This window comes from Achromobacter pestifer (genome assembly GCF_902859625.1).
GTDB lineage: Bacteria > Pseudomonadota > Gammaproteobacteria > Burkholderiales > Burkholderiaceae_B > Achromobacter > Achromobacter pestifer.
The window spans coordinates 281,634-298,184 of the sequence record NZ_CADIJX010000002.1 but is presented as its reverse complement, the minus strand read 5'-3'; the positions used below and the strand labels follow the sequence as shown (position 1 = coordinate 298,184).

Here is a 16,551-nt window from a genome sequence, read left to right as displayed (position 1 = left end):
CCATGTCCGACAAGAACCCCGACAAAGCCGGCCTGACCCGCCGCAGCTTCCTGGGAACCGCCGCCATCACCGGAGCCGCCGGCCTGGTCGGAGGCGCGCAGCTTTCCACCGCCCACGGCAAGGAGGCGAAAGCCAGCGGCGGCGAAGTCCTGGGCCACGTCGCACCGGGTGACCTCGACGAATACTATGCCTTCAACTCCAGCGGCCAATCGGGCGAGGTGCGCGTACTGGGCCTGCCGTCCATGCGTGAACTGCTCCGCATCCCCGTCTTCAACCATTGCAGCGCCACCGGCTGGGGCCGTACGAACGAAAGCCGCAAGATCCTCACCGACGGCCTCACGCCCGAAACGCGCGAGTACCTGAAGGACAAGGGCGGCGTATTCCTGAACGGCGATGCACACCATCCCCACCTGTCGTTCACCGACCGCACCTATGACGGGCGTTACCTCTTCATCAACGACAAGGCGAACAACCGCGTCGCGCGCATCCGCCTGGATGTCATGAAGACGGACAAGATCACCGAACTGCCGAACGTATCCGGCGTGCACGGCCTGCGCCCCCAGCGCTACCCGCGCACCGGTTACGTATTCGCCAACGGCGAACACATCATTCCGCTGCCCAACGATGGCAAGATCGTCGACGATCCCAAGAAGAATTTCTTCGCCATCTATACCGCGCTTGACGGCGACACCATGAAGGTCGCCTGGCAAGTACTGGTTGACGGCAACCTGGACAATGGCGACGCGGACTATCAAGGCAAGTACTCCTTCTCCACCTGCTACAACTCGGAGAAGGGCGTCACGGTGGAGGAAGCCTCGGCCAACGAGCAAGACTGGGTGGTGGTGTTCAACATCAAGCGCATCGAGGAAGCCGTCAAGAAAGGCGACTTCAAGACGATGGGCGGCGTGCCGGTGATCGACGGGCGCCATGGTTCCAAATACACCCGCTACATCCCCGTGCCCAATTCGCCGCACGGCTGCAATGCCGCACCCGACGGCATCCACCTGGTGCTCAATGGCAAGCTGTCGCCGACCGTGACGGTGCTGGACGTGCGCACGCTGGACGACTTGTTCGACGACAAGATCAAGCCGCGCGATTGCGTCGTGGCCGAGCCGCAGTTGGGCCTGGGCCCCCTGCATACGGCCTTCGACGGCCGCGGCAACGCCTACACCACGCTGTTCATCGACAGCCAGATGGTCAAGTGGAACATCGATAAGGCCAAGCGCGCCTTCAAGGGCGAAAAGGTCGATCCGATCATCCAGAAGCTGGACGTGCACTATCAGCCCGGCCACAACCACTCCACCATGGGAGAGACGAAGGAAGCGGACGGCAAATGGCTGGTCTCGCTGAACAAGTTCTCCAAGGACCGCTTCCTGAACGTCGGGCCGCTCAAGCCGGAAAACGATCAGCTCATCGATATTTCCGGCGACGAAATGAAACTGGTGCATGACGGCCCAAGTTTCGCGGAGCCGCATGACATGTGCCTGGTGCACCGCTCCAAGATCCATCCCGTCAGCGTCTGGAAACGCGACGATCCCATGTGGGAGGAAGCCCGCCAGATGGCCAAGAAGGACGGCGTCGCGCTGGACGACGCCGCCAAGGTCGTACGCGACGGCAACAAGGTGCGCGTGTACATGATGGCGGTTGCCCCCATGTTCAGCGTCAAGCGGTTCGAGGTCAACCAGGGCGACGAGGTCACCGTGGTGGTGACGAACATGGAGGTGATCGAAGACCTGACCCATGGATTCACGCTTGAAGGCCACGGCATTGCCATGGAGATCGGGCCTCAGGCCACGGCGTCGGTGACCTTCACCGCAGACCGGCCGGGCGTGCATTGGTACTACTGCCAATGGTTCTGCCACGCGCTGCACATGGAGATGTCGGGCCAGATGGTCGTTCATCCCAAGAAGACCGCGTAGTGTCCATGACGTTCATCGCAAGGTTGACGATGGGCGCCAGGAAGGCTGCCGGCATCGCGCTGGCGGTCTTCGGGCTGGCGCTGTCCAGCGCCGCCAGCGGCGCCCAGGTGCAGGTGGACGCCGGCGCCGACCTGGCGGCGGCCATCGCGGCCGCCCGGGAAGGCGACGTGCTGACGCTGGCGCCGGGCGTCTACGCCGGCGGCATCGTCATCGACAAGCCGCTGACCTTGGAAGGGCCAGTGGACCGCTCCGCCATCATCCGGGGAACCCGCCAGGGACGCACGCTGTGGGTCAAGGCCGCCGGCGTGTCCGTGCGCAACCTGACGATCACCTTGTCCGGGTTGAGCCTGTCCGACATGGATGCAGGCATCTTCCTGGACCGCACGGCGCATCGCGCCGTGATCGAGCAAAACGACATCCTGGACAACCTGGTTGGCGTCCACGTATGGGGCCCCTTGGACGCGACCGTCCGGGCCAACCGCATCGTGGGCAACCGCGAGCTCCGCGTAGCCGAACGGGGTAACGGCGTCACGCTCTGGAACACGCCAGGCACGCGCATCCTGGACAACGACATCTCCGCGGGACGCGATGGCATTTTCGTGAACACCAGCAAGCTGAACACGTTCAGCGGCAATCGGTTTCACGACCTGCGCTATGCGATCCACTACATGTACACCAACGACAGTGAAGTGAGCCGCAATGTCGCAACAGGCACCGACATCGCCTACGCGATCATGTATTCGCACCGGTTGGTGATCAAAGACAACGTGGCGGTCGACAGCCTTGAGCAGGGCCTGATGCTGAACTATGCCAACCAGTCGCAAATCACCGGCAATACGGTCGACCATGCCGGCAAATGCGTGTTCATCTACAACGCCAACAAGAACGCCTTCCTGGACAACCGCTTTGCCAATTGCGACATCGGCGTGCATTTCACCGCAGGATCCGAAGGCAACCAGATATCGGGCAACGCATTCATCAACAACAAGAACCAGGTCAAGTACGTGGGCACGCGCACGCTGGACTGGTCCGTCGACGGGCGCGGCAACTTCTGGAGCGACAACACCGCCTTCGACCTGAATGGCGACGGTATCGCCGACACCGCTTATCGGCCCAATGATGTCGTGGACCAATTGCTATGGCGCGCACCGGCTGCCCGCATCTTGCTCAACAGCCCGTCGATCTCCATCGTGCGCTGGGCGCAGTCGCAGTTTCCCGCCCTGCTGCCCGGTGGCGTCATCGATAGCGCGCCGCTGATGAATCCGCCGCCGCCGTCGACCCGCTTGAAGGAAACACCATGAATACCGAACTTGTGACGCTGTCCAACGTCAGCAAGCACTATGGTTCGCAGCAGGCCATAGAAGGCCTGGACCTGCAATTGCACGAGGGCGAGTGCGTGGCGCTGGCCGGGCACAACGGCGCGGGAAAAAGCACCTTGATCAAGCTGATCCTGGGCCTGATCCGCCCTACCCGCGGCCGTGTCGCGCTATTCGGGCATGACGCTCATGGCGCCGCTGCCGCGCGCCTGCGCGGCAAGATCGGTTATCTGCCCGAGACGGTTGCGCTGCATCCGTCCATGACCGGCGCAGAAACGCTTGCGTTCTACGCCAGGCTCAAGCGTCAACCCATCTCCGGCAACGCCGCGCTGCTTGAGAAAGTTGGCATTGCGGGCGCCGCCCACCGGCGCGTGGGAGACTATTCCAAGGGCATGCGCCAGCGTCTGGCCTTGGCGCAGGCGCTGCTTGGCCAACCCCGTGTCCTGCTGTTTGACGAACCCACCACCGGGCTGGATCCGGCGTCTCGCCTGATGTTCTACGAGATCGTGCATGAACTGCGGACAGCAGGCGCCACCATCCTGCTCAGCACGCACGCCTTGTCCGAACTGGCAGGGCACGCCGATCGCATCGTGGTGATGAAAGCCGGCAAGAAGATCGCCGACGGCGCGCTGTCCGCGCTGCGCCGCTCGACCGGTCTGCCCATTCGCATCCGCCTGACGTTGGAAGAGAGCCCCGAAGCCAGCGCACCGCTGCCGCAAGCCTGGCGCCGGATCGACGCCGGACGCTATGAATTGGCTTGTCTGGAACGCGACAAGATCGACGCGATACGCGGCATCGGCGCGATCTCCCAACCCATCGCCGACCTGGACATTCAGGTACCCGGCATGGACGACATCTATGCACACCTGCTTGAACGGGAAGACGTATGAACGCGGTACTCACCATCATCGGCAAGGAAATACGCGACGGTCTGCGCAACCGCTGGGTATTGGCCACCGCCCTGCTCCTGGCCGCGCTGGCCCTGGCGCTGGGTCTGCTGGGCAGCTCCCCCACGGGCACGGTCAAAGCCGATCCGCTGGCCGTCACCGTGGTCAGCCTGTCGAGCCTGTCGATCTTCCTGGTTCCGCTCATCGCGATGCTGCTGGCCTACGATGCCGTGGTCGGCGAGATAGACCGCGGCACCATGGCCCTGCTGCTGAGCTACCCGGTGTCGCGCGGGCAGGTGATCGTGGGCAAGTTCGTCGGCCACCTGGCCATCCTGGCGCTGGCGACCGGCGCAGGCTATGGTTCCGCAGGCTTGGCGCTGCAATGGGCCTACGGCGGCCTGGACGCAAGCGCCTGGCAACCGTTTGCGCTGCTGATTGGCGCAAGCGTGCTGCTGGGCGCCAGTTTCCTGGCCATGGGTTACCTGATCAGCACGCTGGTGCGCGAACGCGCAACCGCAGCGGGCATCGCCGTCGGCGTATGGCTGTTTTTCGTGGTGATCTACGACATGGCGCTGCTGGGCGTGCTGGCGGCGGACCAAGGCCGTCACGTCAGCCCCGGCCTGCTTAACGCGCTGCTGTTGCTCAACCCGTCGGACGTGTACCGCCTGTTGAACCTCACTGGCTTTGAAAATATCTCGCAGTACGCAGGCATGACCGGTGTCAGCGACCAAGCCAGCCTGCCCATGTCCGTCCTGGTAGCGGCGCAACTGCTGTGGATCGCCATTCCCTTCGTGCTGGCATCGGGCGCTTTCGGGAGAAAGCCGCTATGAGACGCCTTGCGCTTTCCTTGAGTCTGGCCGCCCTCATCGCCATCACCGCTTGCGGCGACAACCGAGGGTCAACTCCCCCGCCCCCGCCGCAATCCGTCACGCAGCAATCGGTCGGCCATTACTGCGGCATGGCGCTGGCCGACCATGCGGGCCCCAAAGGACAGATCTTCATCCAGGGACGTCCGGACCCGGTATGGTTCTCGTCGATCAAACAGGTCTTCGCCTACACGTTGCTGCCCGAGGAACCGAAAGCCATCGCTGCCATCTACGTCAACGACATGGCGGCGTCCGGCCCGGACAGCGCGCCGGATCCCAGCGCCTGGATCGACGCGCGCCAGGCCTTCTATGTCATCGAAGGCCGCTTCATCGGCGGCATGGGTGCGGAAGACGCCATGCCGTTTTCCCAACGCGCCAGCGCCGATGCGTTCGCCCAGGCCCACGGCGGACGGGTCGTCACCTTCGCCGACATGCCGGAACCGTACGTCTTCGCGCAATAGATGCCGCCGCGCCCACGCCCCTTGAGCTCTCACGCCATGAATCCCACCCGCCGCCGTTTCATCGGCATCGCCGCTGCCTCCTCGCTGATGCTTGCCTCCCTTCCGATGCGCCGCGCCGCGGCCGCCATCGCCCCGATCACCTGGCAAGGCGTCGCACTGGGCGCCGACGCGGAGCTGCGCATCTATCATCCCGATCCAGACGCGGCGCGGCGCCTGATCACGCAGTCGCTGCAAGAGCTGCACCGGCTGGAAACCGTGTTCAGCCTGTACCGGGACGACAGCGCCCTCTCTCGATTGAACCGTCAGGGATTCCTGAACGAACCGCCCGCCGACCTACTGCGCCTGCTTAGCGAAAGCCGCCGATGCAGCCAATTGACGGACGGGGCGTTCGACCCCACCGTGCAGCCGTTATGGCGGTTGTATGCCGGGTACTTCGCGCAAGCGGGCGCGCTTGCCGATGGCCCCGCTGCCGCGGACATCGCGCAGGCGCTATCGCGCGTGTCGTACCTGGACGTGATGCTGGATAGCCGGCGCATCCAGCTGATCAAACCCGGGATGGGCATTACGCTGAACGGCATCGCGCAGGGCTATATCACCGACCGCATCACGGACCTGCTCAGGCAAGGCGGATTGGAACGCGCGCTGGTGGACATGGGTGAGATACGCGGGCTGGACACACGCGCATCGCCAAGCGAATGGCGGGTCGGACTGGCGGACCCGCTGGCCCCCGAACGAATTCTGACCGGGGTGCCCATCAGAAACCAGGCGCTGGCCACCTCTGGCGGCTACGGCACGGCTATCGATGCCGCGGGGCGGCATACGCACTTGTTCGATCCGCACACAGGCAGCGCGCAGCCGCGCTACCGCAGCGTGTCCGTCAGGGCCTCCGACGCCACCACGGCGGATGCGCTTTCCACGGCCTTTTCCCACATGCCGCTGCAAGCCACCGCGCGGATTGTGCAGGAACAGGGATTGCGCGCCTGGTTCGTCCTTCCGGACGGCCAACTGGTCCGCCAGGGAGCGCCCGCATAACTGGCGTCATACCCAGGTCCACCCGGTAGCCTCCGGGACGACGCCATAAAAAAAACCGGCCAATGGGCCGGTTTTTACTTGCAAGACGGATCCGTCCAGCGTCAGGCGGCCGACGGCGGGTTCAGCGACGTCAGCATTTGCGTGAAGATCTTCGGGCTGGCAGCCAGCACGTTGCCGCTGTCCATCCAGCCTTGTTCGCCGTCGAAGTCGGCGATCAGGCCGCCAGCTTCCAGCACCATCAGGCTGCCGGCCGCCAAGTCCCAGGGCTTCAGGCCCACGCCGCAGAAGCCGTCCAGGCGACCGCAGGCCACGTAGGCCAGGTCCAGCACGGTGGCGCCCAGGCGGCGCACGCCCGTGGCGTTTTCCGCCATCTGGCGAAAGCGCTGCGAACCTTGCTCGGGATCACCGGCGCTGGGCCAGTGAGCGCCCAGCAGGGCCTCGTGGAAGCGGGTACGGCCCGAGACGCGCACGCGGCGGTCGTTCAGGAAGGTGCCGCTGCCACGGCTGGCCGTGAACAGTTCATTGCGCGACGGGTCATAGATGACCGCCTGCGTGACCTGGCCGCGCTGCGTCAGCGCGATCGACACGGCGTAGTTGGGCAGGCCGTGAATGAAGTTCGTGGTGCCGTCCAAGGGATCGATGATCCACTGGAATTCAGCCTGGTCGGGACCTTGCAGCCCGAATTCCTCGCCCAGCACGGCATGGTCCGGGTAAGCGGCATGCAGTGTCTCGACGATGGACTCCTCGGCGGCGCGATCGACTTCCGTGACATAATCGCGCGGCCCCTTGCGAGCCACGCTGAGTCGTTCCAAATCCATGCTGGCACGGTTGATAATGGTGCCGGCACGCCGGGCCGCCTTGATGGCGATGTTGAGCATCGGGTGCATAAAATTCCGTACGTATGCGGTGGGTTCGCGTGATGGTTGGCCGCTTGCCGCCCCCTCGGGTCCGTCGTTGCCCCAACCGGGGAAATCGACCCAAAAAACCAGGAAGGCACTTAGCCAAACGTGCCATTTTAAATGACTCAAGCATTTTCACGTGTTCGCTTCGTTATGGTGAACCCCAGCCACCCCGGAAACGTCGGTTCGGCGGCCCGTGCAATCAAGACAATGGGCTTCTCGGAACTGGTGCTGGTGGAACCAAAATTTCCAGATGTAACCAGCCAGCCGGAAGCCGTTGCGCTGGCTAGCGGCGCGCTGGACGTGCTGGAGAACGCCCGCATCTACCCGTCGCTGGAAGCCGCTCTGGCCCCCGTCACCATGGCCTTCGCCCTGACCGCGCGGGTGCGGGACCTGGGCCCTCCGCCTTGCGACATCCGCCAGGCGGCCGATTTGGCCTGCGCCCATTTGGCCGATACGGGCGAGGGCGTGGCCGCCATCGTGCTGGGCACCGAGCGGGCTGGGCTGACCAACGCGCAAATCGCGCTGTGCCACCGCATCTGTCATATCCCCGCCAATCCCGAGTACAGCTCGTTGAACGTGGCCCAGGCGCTGCAACTGGCCGCTTGGGAACTGCGCTACGCGCTGCTGATGGATCAGGGCGCCCCGCTGCTGCCCGTCTCCACCGCCCAGGAACCCTCACGCGGTGCGGAACCGGCCTCCAGCGAAGCCGTGCAGGCCTTCCTGGCGCACTGGGAAGAAGCCCTGATCGGCATCCAGTTCCTGGACCCCGCGCATCCCAAGAAGCTGATGCCGCGCATGCGCCACCTGTTCTCGCGCCCGGCCCTGACCCGCGACGAAGTGGACATGATGCGCGGCGTTTGCACCGCCATGCTGGCCACGGCACGGCGCAACGGCGGCGCAAAAAAATAGGGACAGGAAAAAGCCCGTCCCTTTCTGATCGCCCCCCTGGCGGCTGGCCGCCAGGGAATCCGATAGGTGCTTAGTCCACCGTGGCGCCCGAGGCCTTGATCACCGGCGCCCAGCCTTCCACTTCCGACTTGATGAACTGGCCGAATTCGGCCGGCGTGGTCTTCACGCCCACGGCGCCCAGCTTCTCGAAGCTGGTCTGCACGGACGCCTTGTCCAGCGCTTGCTGCATGGCAGCGTTCAGCTTGTTGATCACTTCCGGCGGCGTGCCGGCCGGGGCCAGCAGGCCAAACCACGAGGACACGTCGAAATCGGGGAAGCCCGATTCCTTCATCGTGGGCAGATCCGGCGCGCTCTTGGAGCGATCGCTGGTCGTGACGGCCAGGGCGCGCAGCTTGCCCGACTGGGCATGCGGCCATGCCGAGGGCATGTTGTCGAACATGAATTGCACTTGGCCGCCGATCAGGTCGGTCATGGCCGGCGCGCTGCCCTTGTAGGGCACGTGCAGCACGTCAATGCCGGCCTTCATCTTGAAGAGCTCGCCCGCCATGTGGATGGAGGTGCCGCTGCCCGACGAGGCGAACGCCAACTTGCCGGGATTCTTCTTCGCGTATTCGACCAGCTCTTGCACCGACTTCACCGGTACTTGCGGGTTCACGACCAGGATGTTCGGCACCTTGGCGCCCAGGGCCACGGGTGCGAAGTCCTTCGTCAGATCGAACGTGACGTTCTTGTACAGCGTCTGGTTGATGGCGCTGGTCACGGCCACGAACAGCAGCGTGTAACCGTCAGGCGTGGCGCGCTGCACTTGATCGGTGGCGATGTTGCTGCCAGCGCCCGGCTTGTTCTCAACTACGAACGATTGGCCCAGGCTCTCGGTGAGCTCCTTGGCCATGATGCGGGCGATCACGTCAGTCGTGCCACCAGCAGAAAAACCGACCACGATGCGGACAGGCTTGTCAGGGTATGCAGCATGGGCGGAACCCATGGCGAGTGCGCTTGCGGCGGTGGCCAGAAGGGTGGCGGCCAGACGCCGCAGGCCAGGCTTTTGACCTGTAGTCATAATGTCTCCGTGCAGGTACTGTCCATCTAGTGGACGATTCGAATTATTGGATGATGCATTCTGAGCTATACACGGCGATTGCATCAAGGTAGAGTCCACGCTACGGACGATGGTTTTCCCTTGATCGTTCCGCAATAACCTAGAGCTCTCAGAGATTTGCATGCAAGACAGTGATGCCGCGGCCGCAGGCCCACGCACGTTGCGGCGCGGTTTGGCCGTTCTAGCCGCCCTGCGCGATCAAGGGCCCGATGGCCTCAGCGTGACGGATATCGCCCGCCTGACGGGCATACAGCGCCCCACCATATACCGCTTGCTGGCCGCCCTGCTCGACGCGGGCCTGGTCCTGCCGGTGACGGGCACCAAGAAGTACCGAGCCCAACTGGCGGTGGACCCGGACACGCGCTCGCGTGATCCCCGGGTGCGCCAGTTGCTGCCCGTGTTGCGCCGCTTGGCCGACCGCACGGGCGATGCCGTATTTCTGGTCGTGCGCGACGAGGACGACTCCATCAGCCTGCATCGCGAAATCGGCAGCTACCCGGTGCAAATCCTGGCCACCTACGCCGGCAAGCGCCAGCCGCTGGGCGTGGGTTCGGGCGGCATGGCCTTGCTGGCGGCGTTGCCCGACGATCTGGCGCGCAGCATCGTGGAACGCAATTCCGGACGGTTGGACGAATACGGCGGCATGACACCGCAGGAAATGTACCGACTGATCGAAAACACCCGGGCGCGCGGCTATTCGGTGGTGGGCAACCACGCCGTGCGCGGCGCGCTGGGCGTGGGCTGCGCCTTGCTGGACTCGCACGGCCTCCCCTTGCTGGCGGTCAGCGTCACGGCCATCATCGACCGCATGCCGGCCCAGCGCCAGCGCGAGATCGCGGGCTGGATCAAAGCAGAATTGGCGCGTCTGGCCGTCCAGGCCTGAACGCCCGAGGCAGAACCAAAGGAACGGGCGCCCGAAGGCGCCCGTTCCTTTGACCAAACCCTAGGCTGACACCTGGATGATCAGGTCGCCGCGCTGCTGGCGGCCTTGTCGGCCTTGTCCGCGGCCTTCGGGTTCTGGATCTCGCGCAGCGGGATCGGCGGTTGGAAACCCGCGGCTTCCAGCGAACTGCGGATCTGCTGGTACAGGCCCCAGCGCAAGTCCCAGTACTTGCTGGCTTCGGCCCACACGCGCACATTCACGATGACGCCGTTTTCCTTGTACTCGAACACCTTGACCAGCGGTTCGGGGTCTTTCAGGGCATCAGGACGCGCATCGACGATTTCCTTCAGCTTGGCCAACACCACTTCCAGATCATCGCCATAGCGCACCGGCACCGGGATATCCAGGCGGCGGGTCTTGTTGCGGCTGTAGTTCGTGATGGTGGCGTTCCAGACGGTGCTGTTGGGCAACGTCAGGTGGATGCCGTCGACCTGCACCAAACGGGTCAGGAACAGGCCGACTTCCTCGACCGTGCCGTCCGCGCCCGAGCTAAGCGCCACGTACTCGCCCGCGCGGATCGGACGCAGGATCAGCAGCATGATGCCTGCCGCGATGTTTTGCAGCGTGCCCTGCAAGGCCAAACCCACGGCCAGGCCGGCAGCACCCAACACCGCGATCAGGCTGGCCGTTTGCACGCCGAAACGTGCCAACACGGCAATGACCGTGAAGATGCGTACCGTCCACACGACCGTGCTGTAGAACATCGGCACGATGGTGGGATCGATCTTGGTGGAGCGCGTGGCGGCACGGCGGACCCATCCGCCCAACAGCGACGACACCCACCAGCCGACGACCAGAATCAGTAAGGCAACCAACAGATTGGCGCCCATATCCACCAGCCTGGGCGCCCAGGCGCCCAATTCCCTCAAGGCATCTTCCATGGAATCTCCCGCAAAAAATTGACAACCAAAAACTGTATCAGAGGAACGATACGCCAAGGGCCGCAACGCGGCCCCGGTATGTCAAGCTTTGTAAGAATACGCCAATGCAGGCGCCATGCCGCGTCACGCAGGCACGATGCGGAAGTGATTGTCCCAGGACACCTCGCGTGACGGCGGCAACACTGGCGACTCCCGGCCCGCGGCGTCGGTGCGCAACATCGCGCCCAGCCCGCTGCTGACCAGAAAGCCGGCATCGGCCGCAGGCGCCACGCCGCATCCATCGGCCAGCCGTGTCGTGCCCAGGCAGCGGCCACTGGCCGCGTCCCAATAGATCACCTGTCCGCCCACCGGACTGGACGTGGCGACGATGCCACCCGAGGCATCCACGGTGACCGAGCCGACATAGTTGCGCATGTTGCGCAGGGTCTCGACCGGTCCTTCAAACAGTTCCAACGCCGCGCCACGGCGGTGACGGCCCACCAGTGCAGGGCGATCCGCTGCCGGCCCCATGTATTGGCAGCCAAACCACACGCAACCATCCGAGGCCAACGCCAGATGCCGGATCGACAAGCGATGCAGTTCGGGCGCGAACTCCACCTTTTCAAGCAGTTGGCCGCTGGCGGCGTCGATATAAGCCAGCGATGGCCGCATCGTGTCCAGGTTCAGTTCCAGCTTGCCGTAGTCGGGGTGCGTCAAGATACCGCCGTTGGCCACGCATAGCGTTTTGCCGTCGGGCATCAACACGACTTCATGCGGACCAATGCCGCCGGAATCGAATTCACCAATGCGCCGCCAGGCACTGCCGGGCGAGGCATCATAAATGCCCAGCACGCCGCGGCCTGCCTCGAAGTCGTTTTCGGTGGCGGCCAACAACCTGCCCCCGTCCACAAAGGCGCCGTGACCGAAGAAATGGCGTTCATCGGGCATCGGCAGCGCCTGCGGTTCTTCACCGCCACGCAGCGAAAACGCCACCGCGAAGAATCCGGGCTGACGGCCAAACACCACCGCCCGCTGCGTCGCGGGATCAATGGCGAAACTGTGCCCGCGCGCCGGCATGGGCACCACCAGCCGGTCGCCGCCGGTTTCGTCCAGCAGCACCGCTTCGTCACGCCCGCCGCGCTTGCGCGCGCTAAGGTACAACGGCCCGCCATTGGCGGGCAGCACTGCCAGCGCGGCGCCGGGCGACAGCCCCAGCGCGGCGGCCAGCGACAGGAAACGGCGGCGGTCAATCACCATCGAGCGCATTGAATCCGATAGTGACACCCAACGCTGGCGCCAGGTCCTGGTCCACAATGGCCTTGGCGTTCTTGATCGTCAGCGAGGCCAGTTGCAATTGGCGCCGGCCGTCCTCATTTTGCAGCGCCGTTTCAAGCGGCGTGGGCACAGCCTGCAAGGTCTGGGCGGCATTCTGCAATTCACCGCGCACGGACACGTCCATCCAGTCGCTGCCCGCAGGCAGCGGATAGGCGCCCGCCTGATAGAACGCTTTCAATCCGTCCAGGTTGGCGGCCAGCAAGCGCGTGGACAGATCGCTGCGCCAAAAGGCCGCGCGCTTGGGCCGCGCGGCATCGGGCGAATCGCCCAGCACCGGCAGGATCTTCACATCGCGCGCGAATTGCAGCCCGGTGGACAAGGCCTTCATGGCTTCGGCCGCGACTTCCTGCGAGTCACGGTACAGGTCGTTGGCGGCTTGCGGCTTGGCGAACTGGCGGCCGAACTCGCCTTGGGGGCTCCAGGCCTGTGCCACATCACGGGAAATCGTCGCGACATTGCCGGCCACCGCGCGGGCATAGCCGCAGGCGTAGGCGAATGTCGGCGCACTGGTCTGCTTGAGCAGCGCGGGGTCACCGTACAGCACATATTCCAACGCTGGCAGCCCTTGCACCGCCACGCTGCGGCCCGCCAGCGCGCCCGGCGCCAGCAATGCCGGGTCACCGGCGGCGATCAACTGCTGCACCTGCCTGGGCATCACGCCGCGCGTGTCGGGCCAGAAGGCCACCCGCTCGAAACGGTTGGCCTGCACCAGCGGGCCAAAGCGCAGAATCTCAACACCCGACCACGCCAGCGCCAGCTTCGTGAACGCATCACCAACGCGCGTCGCGCCTGCCGCGTCCGGCTTGGCGCACCAGCCGCCCAGCGCGCTGTCCAGCGCAGCGGCGGCGTCCACCATGTTGCCCACGGCCGGACGGGCGTAATCACGCGCCAGACGCTCGCCCAGATCGGCGGGCAATTCGGCCTGCGCGGCCAGCGGCGCAGCCGTCAACAGCGCGACCGCCAAGGCGTGTCCAAGCACAGGCGGAAAGGATCGGACCATTACAACGACTCCAGGAAACGAATCAGGTCAGCGCGTTCTTCGGGCGTCATCGCCACGACGCGGTCACGCGCGGGCTTGCCCGCGCCGCCATGCCACAACACGGCTTCCAGCAAACTGCGGGCACGCCCGTCATGCAACCAGGTGGCACTGGGGTTGACGGTCTTGGTCAGGCCAATGCCCCACAGCGGCGGCGTGCGCCATTCGCGTCCGTTGGCTTCGCCATCGGACACGCCGTCGGCCAAGTCATCACCCATGTCATGGACCAGCATGTCGGTGTAGGGCCAGATCAACTGAAAGCGATGCTCGGGCTGCTTGGCGTCGCGGCTTGTCACGTACTTGGGTACATGGCAGGCCACGCAATTGGCTTCATAGAAGAGCTTCTTGCCTGCCAGCACGCGCGCATCATCGGCGTCGCGGCGCTGCGGCACGGCCAGATTGGTGGAGTAGATCGTCACGAAGTCCATCAACTTGGCTGGCACTTCCTCGGGGCCAAAGCGCGGCTGCGCGCCATGCGGCATGTCCAGGCACTGCTTCTGCGCGGGCGTGCAGTCGCCCGAGTGCTTGGGGAACATCGGCGTGGACAACCCCATGTCGTTGGAAAACGCGGCGGCGCTTTGCTGTTCGACCGTCGGCTGCCCGGCCTTCAGGTTGAAACGGCCCAGCACGCGCGCGCCCGTGCGCGCATCCGTCACCCAGTTGGCCTTGCCGACGATCCCATCGCGCTTGTCCGCCCCCACGTTGGCCAGGATATCGGCTTGGTGGATGGATTCCAGCAGACCCAACCCGATCATGGGCGGCGCCAGGCGCGGCGAAATCTGCGTATCCGCGCGCATCGGGCCGTAGCCCAGGTTTTCAATCCGGTACGTGGGCTTCATCAACGTGGCGGTTTCGCCCCCGTTGAGCGCCACCGCGATCGATTCGTACTCGATCTCCATGCGGCCTTCGGCGGGCAGGCCCGCCACCGCGAAGTTCTGGAGTTGCACGCCATACACCGGTTCCGGCAAAGCGGCGATTTCGCCCGGGGCAAGTGTGGGATGCCCGCGATCGGGGCCTTGCGGCACCGCCAGGCGCAGCAGCAGCGCCACGGCATCCGTGCGTTCCAAAGGATCGAAACCCGGCACCGTGCCGCGTCCGTCCTTGGTATGACAGGCCTGGCAGGAGCGCGCGTTGAACAGCGGCCCCAACCCGTCTGACGCCTGCGTGGAAGCAGGCGCCGATACCCAATCCTTGCGGAACAGGCCATTGCCAACCTGGAATTCCTGTCGACCCTCGAAGCTCATGTTGGCCGACGGTTGCGAAAAGATATCGGCGTTGATGAGCTTGTTGGTGGTGCCCGCCCCGGCTTGCATGGTCTCGAAGGTTTCCACCTTCGAGAAATCGCGCGTGGGCGCAGTAATGGCGGTAACACGCTTCTGGTCTTCGGGCGTAAGGTCATCACGCCCGGCGGGACCGTCAGGGGCGGCGGCGGCGGCGGCGTGGGCCGACGCCGCCAGTACGGCGGCTAATACGAGTTTCACTTGAATACGGCGTCGGGTTTATCCAGGCTGTCGGAACCTTCGATGGCGACCTTGCCCAGCTCCAGCAACGCGATCACGCGCTCCAGGCTGCGGGTCTGGTCAACCAGGCGGTCGATGGCGGCCTGAACCACCGCGTTGCCTTCCTTGTTGCCGTCAGCAATCATCTGATCGTAGGTTTCGACGGTTTCCGCGCGGGTCTTCATCGCCTGCATGGCGGCCACGGTGGCATCCAGCTTGGCCCGCACTTCGGCGTCCAGCTTCGGATCGCGAGCCTTGACCAGTTCCGACAGGCTGGCGCCCTTCACTTCCTTGCCATCGATGCGGGTGTAGGCGCCCACGTAGACGTTACGGATGCCGATCTGGTCGTAGTAGTGCGAATTGTGCGTGTTGTCCGAGAAGCAATCGTGCTCTTCCTCGGGGTCATGCAGCATCAGGCCCAGCTTCATGCGTTCGCCAGCCAGTTCGCCGTACGACAGGCTGCCCAGGCCCGTCAGCATGGCGATCAAGCCTGCCTTGGGATCTTCTTCCACGGCCTTGCGCGCGGCGCCATCCTTCTTCCAATTACCCACCATTTCTTCCAGGTCGGTCACCAGCAGATCCGTCACGGCCTTCAGGAATTCAATGCGGCGTTCGCAGTGGCCGCCCGTGCATTGCTTGGGATCAAAGTCGGTATGCGGGCGGTTGCCCGAATGGCGTTCTTGCGGCGTGCCCTTGCGGTCTGCCGACGCGGGGCCGGTACCGTTCAGGTCCTGGCCCCACAGCAGGAATTCGATGGCGTGGTAGCCGGTAGCCACGTTGGCTTCGTTGCCGTCGGCTTCGTGCAGCACTTCGGACAGCAGTTGCGGCGTGATCTTGCTGACGTCCACCGTCTTGCCGCCGACCGAGATCTTGGAATTGGCGATGACGTTGACGGCGTAATAGGCGTTCTCGTCGTTACCGGTGCCGTAGGAGGCGTCCACATAATCGATCAGGCCTTCGTCCAGCGGCCAGGCATTCACGCGGCCTTCCCAGTCGTCGACGATGGGATTGCCGAAGCGGTAGGCCTCGGTCTGCTGATACGGCACGCGGGCAGCCAGCCAGGCTTCGCGCGCGGCCTTCAGCGTTTCGGGCGTGGGCTTGGCGACCAAGGCGTTGATGGCGGTACGCAGCGTCTTGGCGGAGGTCAGCGAATCTTCATAACCCGCCAACGCCAGATCCGAATAGGTGGCAACCACGGCCTTCGGTTCAACCGCGGCGTGGGCCGTTCCCCCGAATATCGCGGCGGCCAGCGCCACGCCCAAAATCAACTTACGCATCAACTTTCTCCCGTAACTCGAACGGTGTCCGCCCCCACGGCGGGCCATTCCGACTTCAATTTTGTGGATGCGAGTGTAAACAATTTTCGTTTGAGATTCAGCGTAAAGTCAGATACCTGACATTTTTTTGAACACCGGACCCGGACAAATCCTCCCGAAAACAGGGCTTCCACCGCTACTATCCGCCATTCCCGTCCCTGATTTCACCGC

15 protein-coding genes are annotated in these 16,551 nt (G+C 64.5%); 8 read left to right on the top strand and 7 right to left on the bottom strand.

Features of this window, described 5'->3' with window-relative positions:
* Nucleotides 1-2: 2 nt before the first annotated feature.
* The 6 genes from nosZ to HV753_RS08150 are packed head-to-tail and all read left to right on the top strand — an operon-like array spanning nucleotide 3 to nucleotide 6,481.
* Nucleotides 3-1,919: a TAT-dependent nitrous-oxide reductase gene (nosZ, locus tag HV753_RS08175; RefSeq protein ID WP_175173961.1), complete on the top strand. Its 1,917-nt coding sequence runs from the start codon at nucleotides 3-5 to the stop codon at nucleotides 1,917-1,919.
* Nucleotides 1,920-1,924: 5 nt separating this feature from the next.
* Complete coding sequence (locus HV753_RS08170) at nucleotides 1,925-3,220, top strand: nitrous oxide reductase family maturation protein NosD (RefSeq protein ID WP_175173960.1); 1,296 nt, start codon at nucleotides 1,925-1,927, stop codon at nucleotides 3,218-3,220.
* On the top strand, nucleotides 3,217-4,125 hold the full coding sequence (locus HV753_RS08165; RefSeq protein WP_175173959.1) for an ABC transporter ATP-binding protein: 909 nt from the start codon (nucleotides 3,217-3,219) through the stop codon (nucleotides 4,123-4,125). The genes HV753_RS08170 and HV753_RS08165 overlap by 4 nt, the downstream gene beginning before the upstream one ends.
* Nucleotides 4,122-4,952, top strand: a complete 831-nt coding sequence (locus HV753_RS08160; RefSeq protein WP_175173958.1) for an ABC transporter permease — start codon at nucleotides 4,122-4,124, stop codon at nucleotides 4,950-4,952. Before HV753_RS08165 ends, HV753_RS08160 begins: the two co-directional genes overlap by 4 nt.
* Nucleotides 4,949-5,449: a nitrous oxide reductase accessory protein NosL gene (locus HV753_RS08155; RefSeq protein ID WP_175173957.1), complete on the top strand. Its 501-nt coding sequence runs from the start codon at nucleotides 4,949-4,951 to the stop codon at nucleotides 5,447-5,449. The genes HV753_RS08160 and HV753_RS08155 overlap by 4 nt, the downstream gene beginning before the upstream one ends.
* Before the next feature lie 36 nt (nucleotides 5,450-5,485).
* Nucleotides 5,486-6,481 (top strand): FAD:protein FMN transferase, encoded by a 996-nt coding sequence (locus HV753_RS08150; protein WP_175173956.1) that lies wholly within the window; start codon nucleotides 5,486-5,488, stop codon nucleotides 6,479-6,481.
* 101 nt (nucleotides 6,482-6,582) lie between these two features.
* On the opposite strand, the gene HV753_RS08145 is transcribed toward HV753_RS08150, so the two are convergent.
* Nucleotides 6,583-7,368: an inositol monophosphatase family protein gene (locus HV753_RS08145; protein WP_175173955.1), complete on the bottom strand. Its 786-nt coding sequence runs from the start codon at nucleotides 7,366-7,368 to the stop codon at nucleotides 6,583-6,585.
* Between the two features lie 132 nt (nucleotides 7,369-7,500).
* On the opposite strand from HV753_RS08145, the gene HV753_RS08140 reads away from it, so the two are divergent.
* Nucleotides 7,501-8,292 carry an RNA methyltransferase gene (locus HV753_RS08140; protein WP_175173954.1) on the top strand — a complete coding sequence of 264 codons (792 nt, stop codon included), beginning with the start codon at nucleotides 7,501-7,503 and terminating at the stop codon, nucleotides 8,290-8,292.
* 70 nt (nucleotides 8,293-8,362) lie between these two features.
* On the opposite strand, the gene HV753_RS08135 is transcribed toward HV753_RS08140, so the two are convergent.
* Complete coding sequence (locus tag HV753_RS08135; protein WP_175173953.1) at nucleotides 8,363-9,352, bottom strand: Bug family tripartite tricarboxylate transporter substrate binding protein; 990 nt, start codon at nucleotides 9,350-9,352, stop codon at nucleotides 8,363-8,365.
* A 160-nt stretch (nucleotides 9,353-9,512) separates the two neighbouring features.
* On the opposite strand from HV753_RS08135, the gene HV753_RS08130 reads away from it, so the two are divergent.
* Complete coding sequence (locus tag HV753_RS08130; RefSeq protein ID WP_175173952.1) at nucleotides 9,513-10,274, top strand: IclR family transcriptional regulator; 762 nt, start codon at nucleotides 9,513-9,515, stop codon at nucleotides 10,272-10,274.
* An 80-nt stretch (nucleotides 10,275-10,354) separates the two neighbouring features.
* Here HV753_RS08130 and HV753_RS08125 read toward each other — a convergent pair whose 3' ends face one another.
* The 5 genes from HV753_RS08125 to HV753_RS08105 all read right to left on the bottom strand — a co-directional run bounded on the left by HV753_RS08125 (nucleotide 10,355) and on the right by HV753_RS08105 (nucleotide 16,341).
* Nucleotides 10,355-11,215, bottom strand: a complete 861-nt coding sequence (locus tag HV753_RS08125; protein ID WP_175173951.1) for a mechanosensitive ion channel family protein — start codon at nucleotides 11,213-11,215, stop codon at nucleotides 10,355-10,357.
* Nucleotides 11,216-11,338: 123 nt separating this feature from the next.
* Nucleotides 11,339-12,451 carry a DUF1513 domain-containing protein gene (locus HV753_RS08120; protein ID WP_175174627.1) on the bottom strand — a complete coding sequence of 371 codons (1,113 nt, stop codon included), beginning with the start codon at nucleotides 12,449-12,451 and terminating at the stop codon, nucleotides 11,339-11,341.
* Nucleotides 12,441-13,529, bottom strand: coding sequence for an imelysin family protein (locus HV753_RS08115; RefSeq protein ID WP_175173950.1), 1,089 nt, complete (start codon nucleotides 13,527-13,529; stop codon nucleotides 12,441-12,443). Before HV753_RS08115 ends, HV753_RS08120 begins: the two co-directional genes overlap by 11 nt.
* Nucleotides 13,529-15,046, bottom strand: a complete 1,518-nt coding sequence (locus tag HV753_RS08110) for a di-heme oxidoreductase family protein (protein ID WP_175173949.1) — start codon at nucleotides 15,044-15,046, stop codon at nucleotides 13,529-13,531. The genes HV753_RS08115 and HV753_RS08110 overlap by 1 nt, the downstream gene beginning before the upstream one ends.
* Complete coding sequence (locus HV753_RS08105) at nucleotides 15,043-16,341, bottom strand: imelysin family protein (RefSeq protein ID WP_175173948.1); 1,299 nt, start codon at nucleotides 16,339-16,341, stop codon at nucleotides 15,043-15,045. Before HV753_RS08105 ends, HV753_RS08110 begins: the two co-directional genes overlap by 4 nt.
* Nucleotides 16,342-16,551: the final 210 nt, after the last annotated feature.

Coding starts and splice junctions, on each gene's coding strand:
- nosZ (WP_175173961.1), top strand. CDS start 3: ATGTCCGACAAGAACCCCGACAAAGCCGGCCTGACCCGCCGCAGCTTC.
- HV753_RS08170 (WP_175173960.1), top strand. CDS start 1,925: ATGACGTTCATCGCAAGGTTGACGATGGGCGCCAGGAAGGCTGCCGGC.
- HV753_RS08165 (WP_175173959.1), top strand. CDS start 3,217: ATGAATACCGAACTTGTGACGCTGTCCAACGTCAGCAAGCACTATGGT.
- HV753_RS08160 (WP_175173958.1), top strand. CDS start 4,122: ATGAACGCGGTACTCACCATCATCGGCAAGGAAATACGCGACGGTCTG.
- HV753_RS08155 (WP_175173957.1), top strand. CDS start 4,949: ATGAGACGCCTTGCGCTTTCCTTGAGTCTGGCCGCCCTCATCGCCATC.
- HV753_RS08150 (WP_175173956.1), top strand. CDS start 5,486: ATGAATCCCACCCGCCGCCGTTTCATCGGCATCGCCGCTGCCTCCTCG.
- HV753_RS08145 (WP_175173955.1), bottom strand. CDS start 7,368: ATGCACCCGATGCTCAACATCGCCATCAAGGCGGCCCGGCGTGCCGGC.
- HV753_RS08140 (WP_175173954.1), top strand. CDS start 7,501: ATGACTCAAGCATTTTCACGTGTTCGCTTCGTTATGGTGAACCCCAGC.
- HV753_RS08135 (WP_175173953.1), bottom strand. CDS start 9,352: ATGACTACAGGTCAAAAGCCTGGCCTGCGGCGTCTGGCCGCCACCCTT.
- HV753_RS08130 (WP_175173952.1), top strand. CDS start 9,513: ATGCAAGACAGTGATGCCGCGGCCGCAGGCCCACGCACGTTGCGGCGC.
- HV753_RS08125 (WP_175173951.1), bottom strand. CDS start 11,215: ATGGAAGATGCCTTGAGGGAATTGGGCGCCTGGGCGCCCAGGCTGGTG.
- HV753_RS08120 (WP_175174627.1), bottom strand. CDS start 12,451: ATGGTGATTGACCGCCGCCGTTTCCTGTCGCTGGCCGCCGCGCTGGGG.
- HV753_RS08115 (WP_175173950.1), bottom strand. CDS start 13,529: ATGGTCCGATCCTTTCCGCCTGTGCTTGGACACGCCTTGGCGGTCGCG.
- HV753_RS08105 (WP_175173948.1), bottom strand. CDS start 16,341: ATGCGTAAGTTGATTTTGGGCGTGGCGCTGGCCGCCGCGATATTCGGG.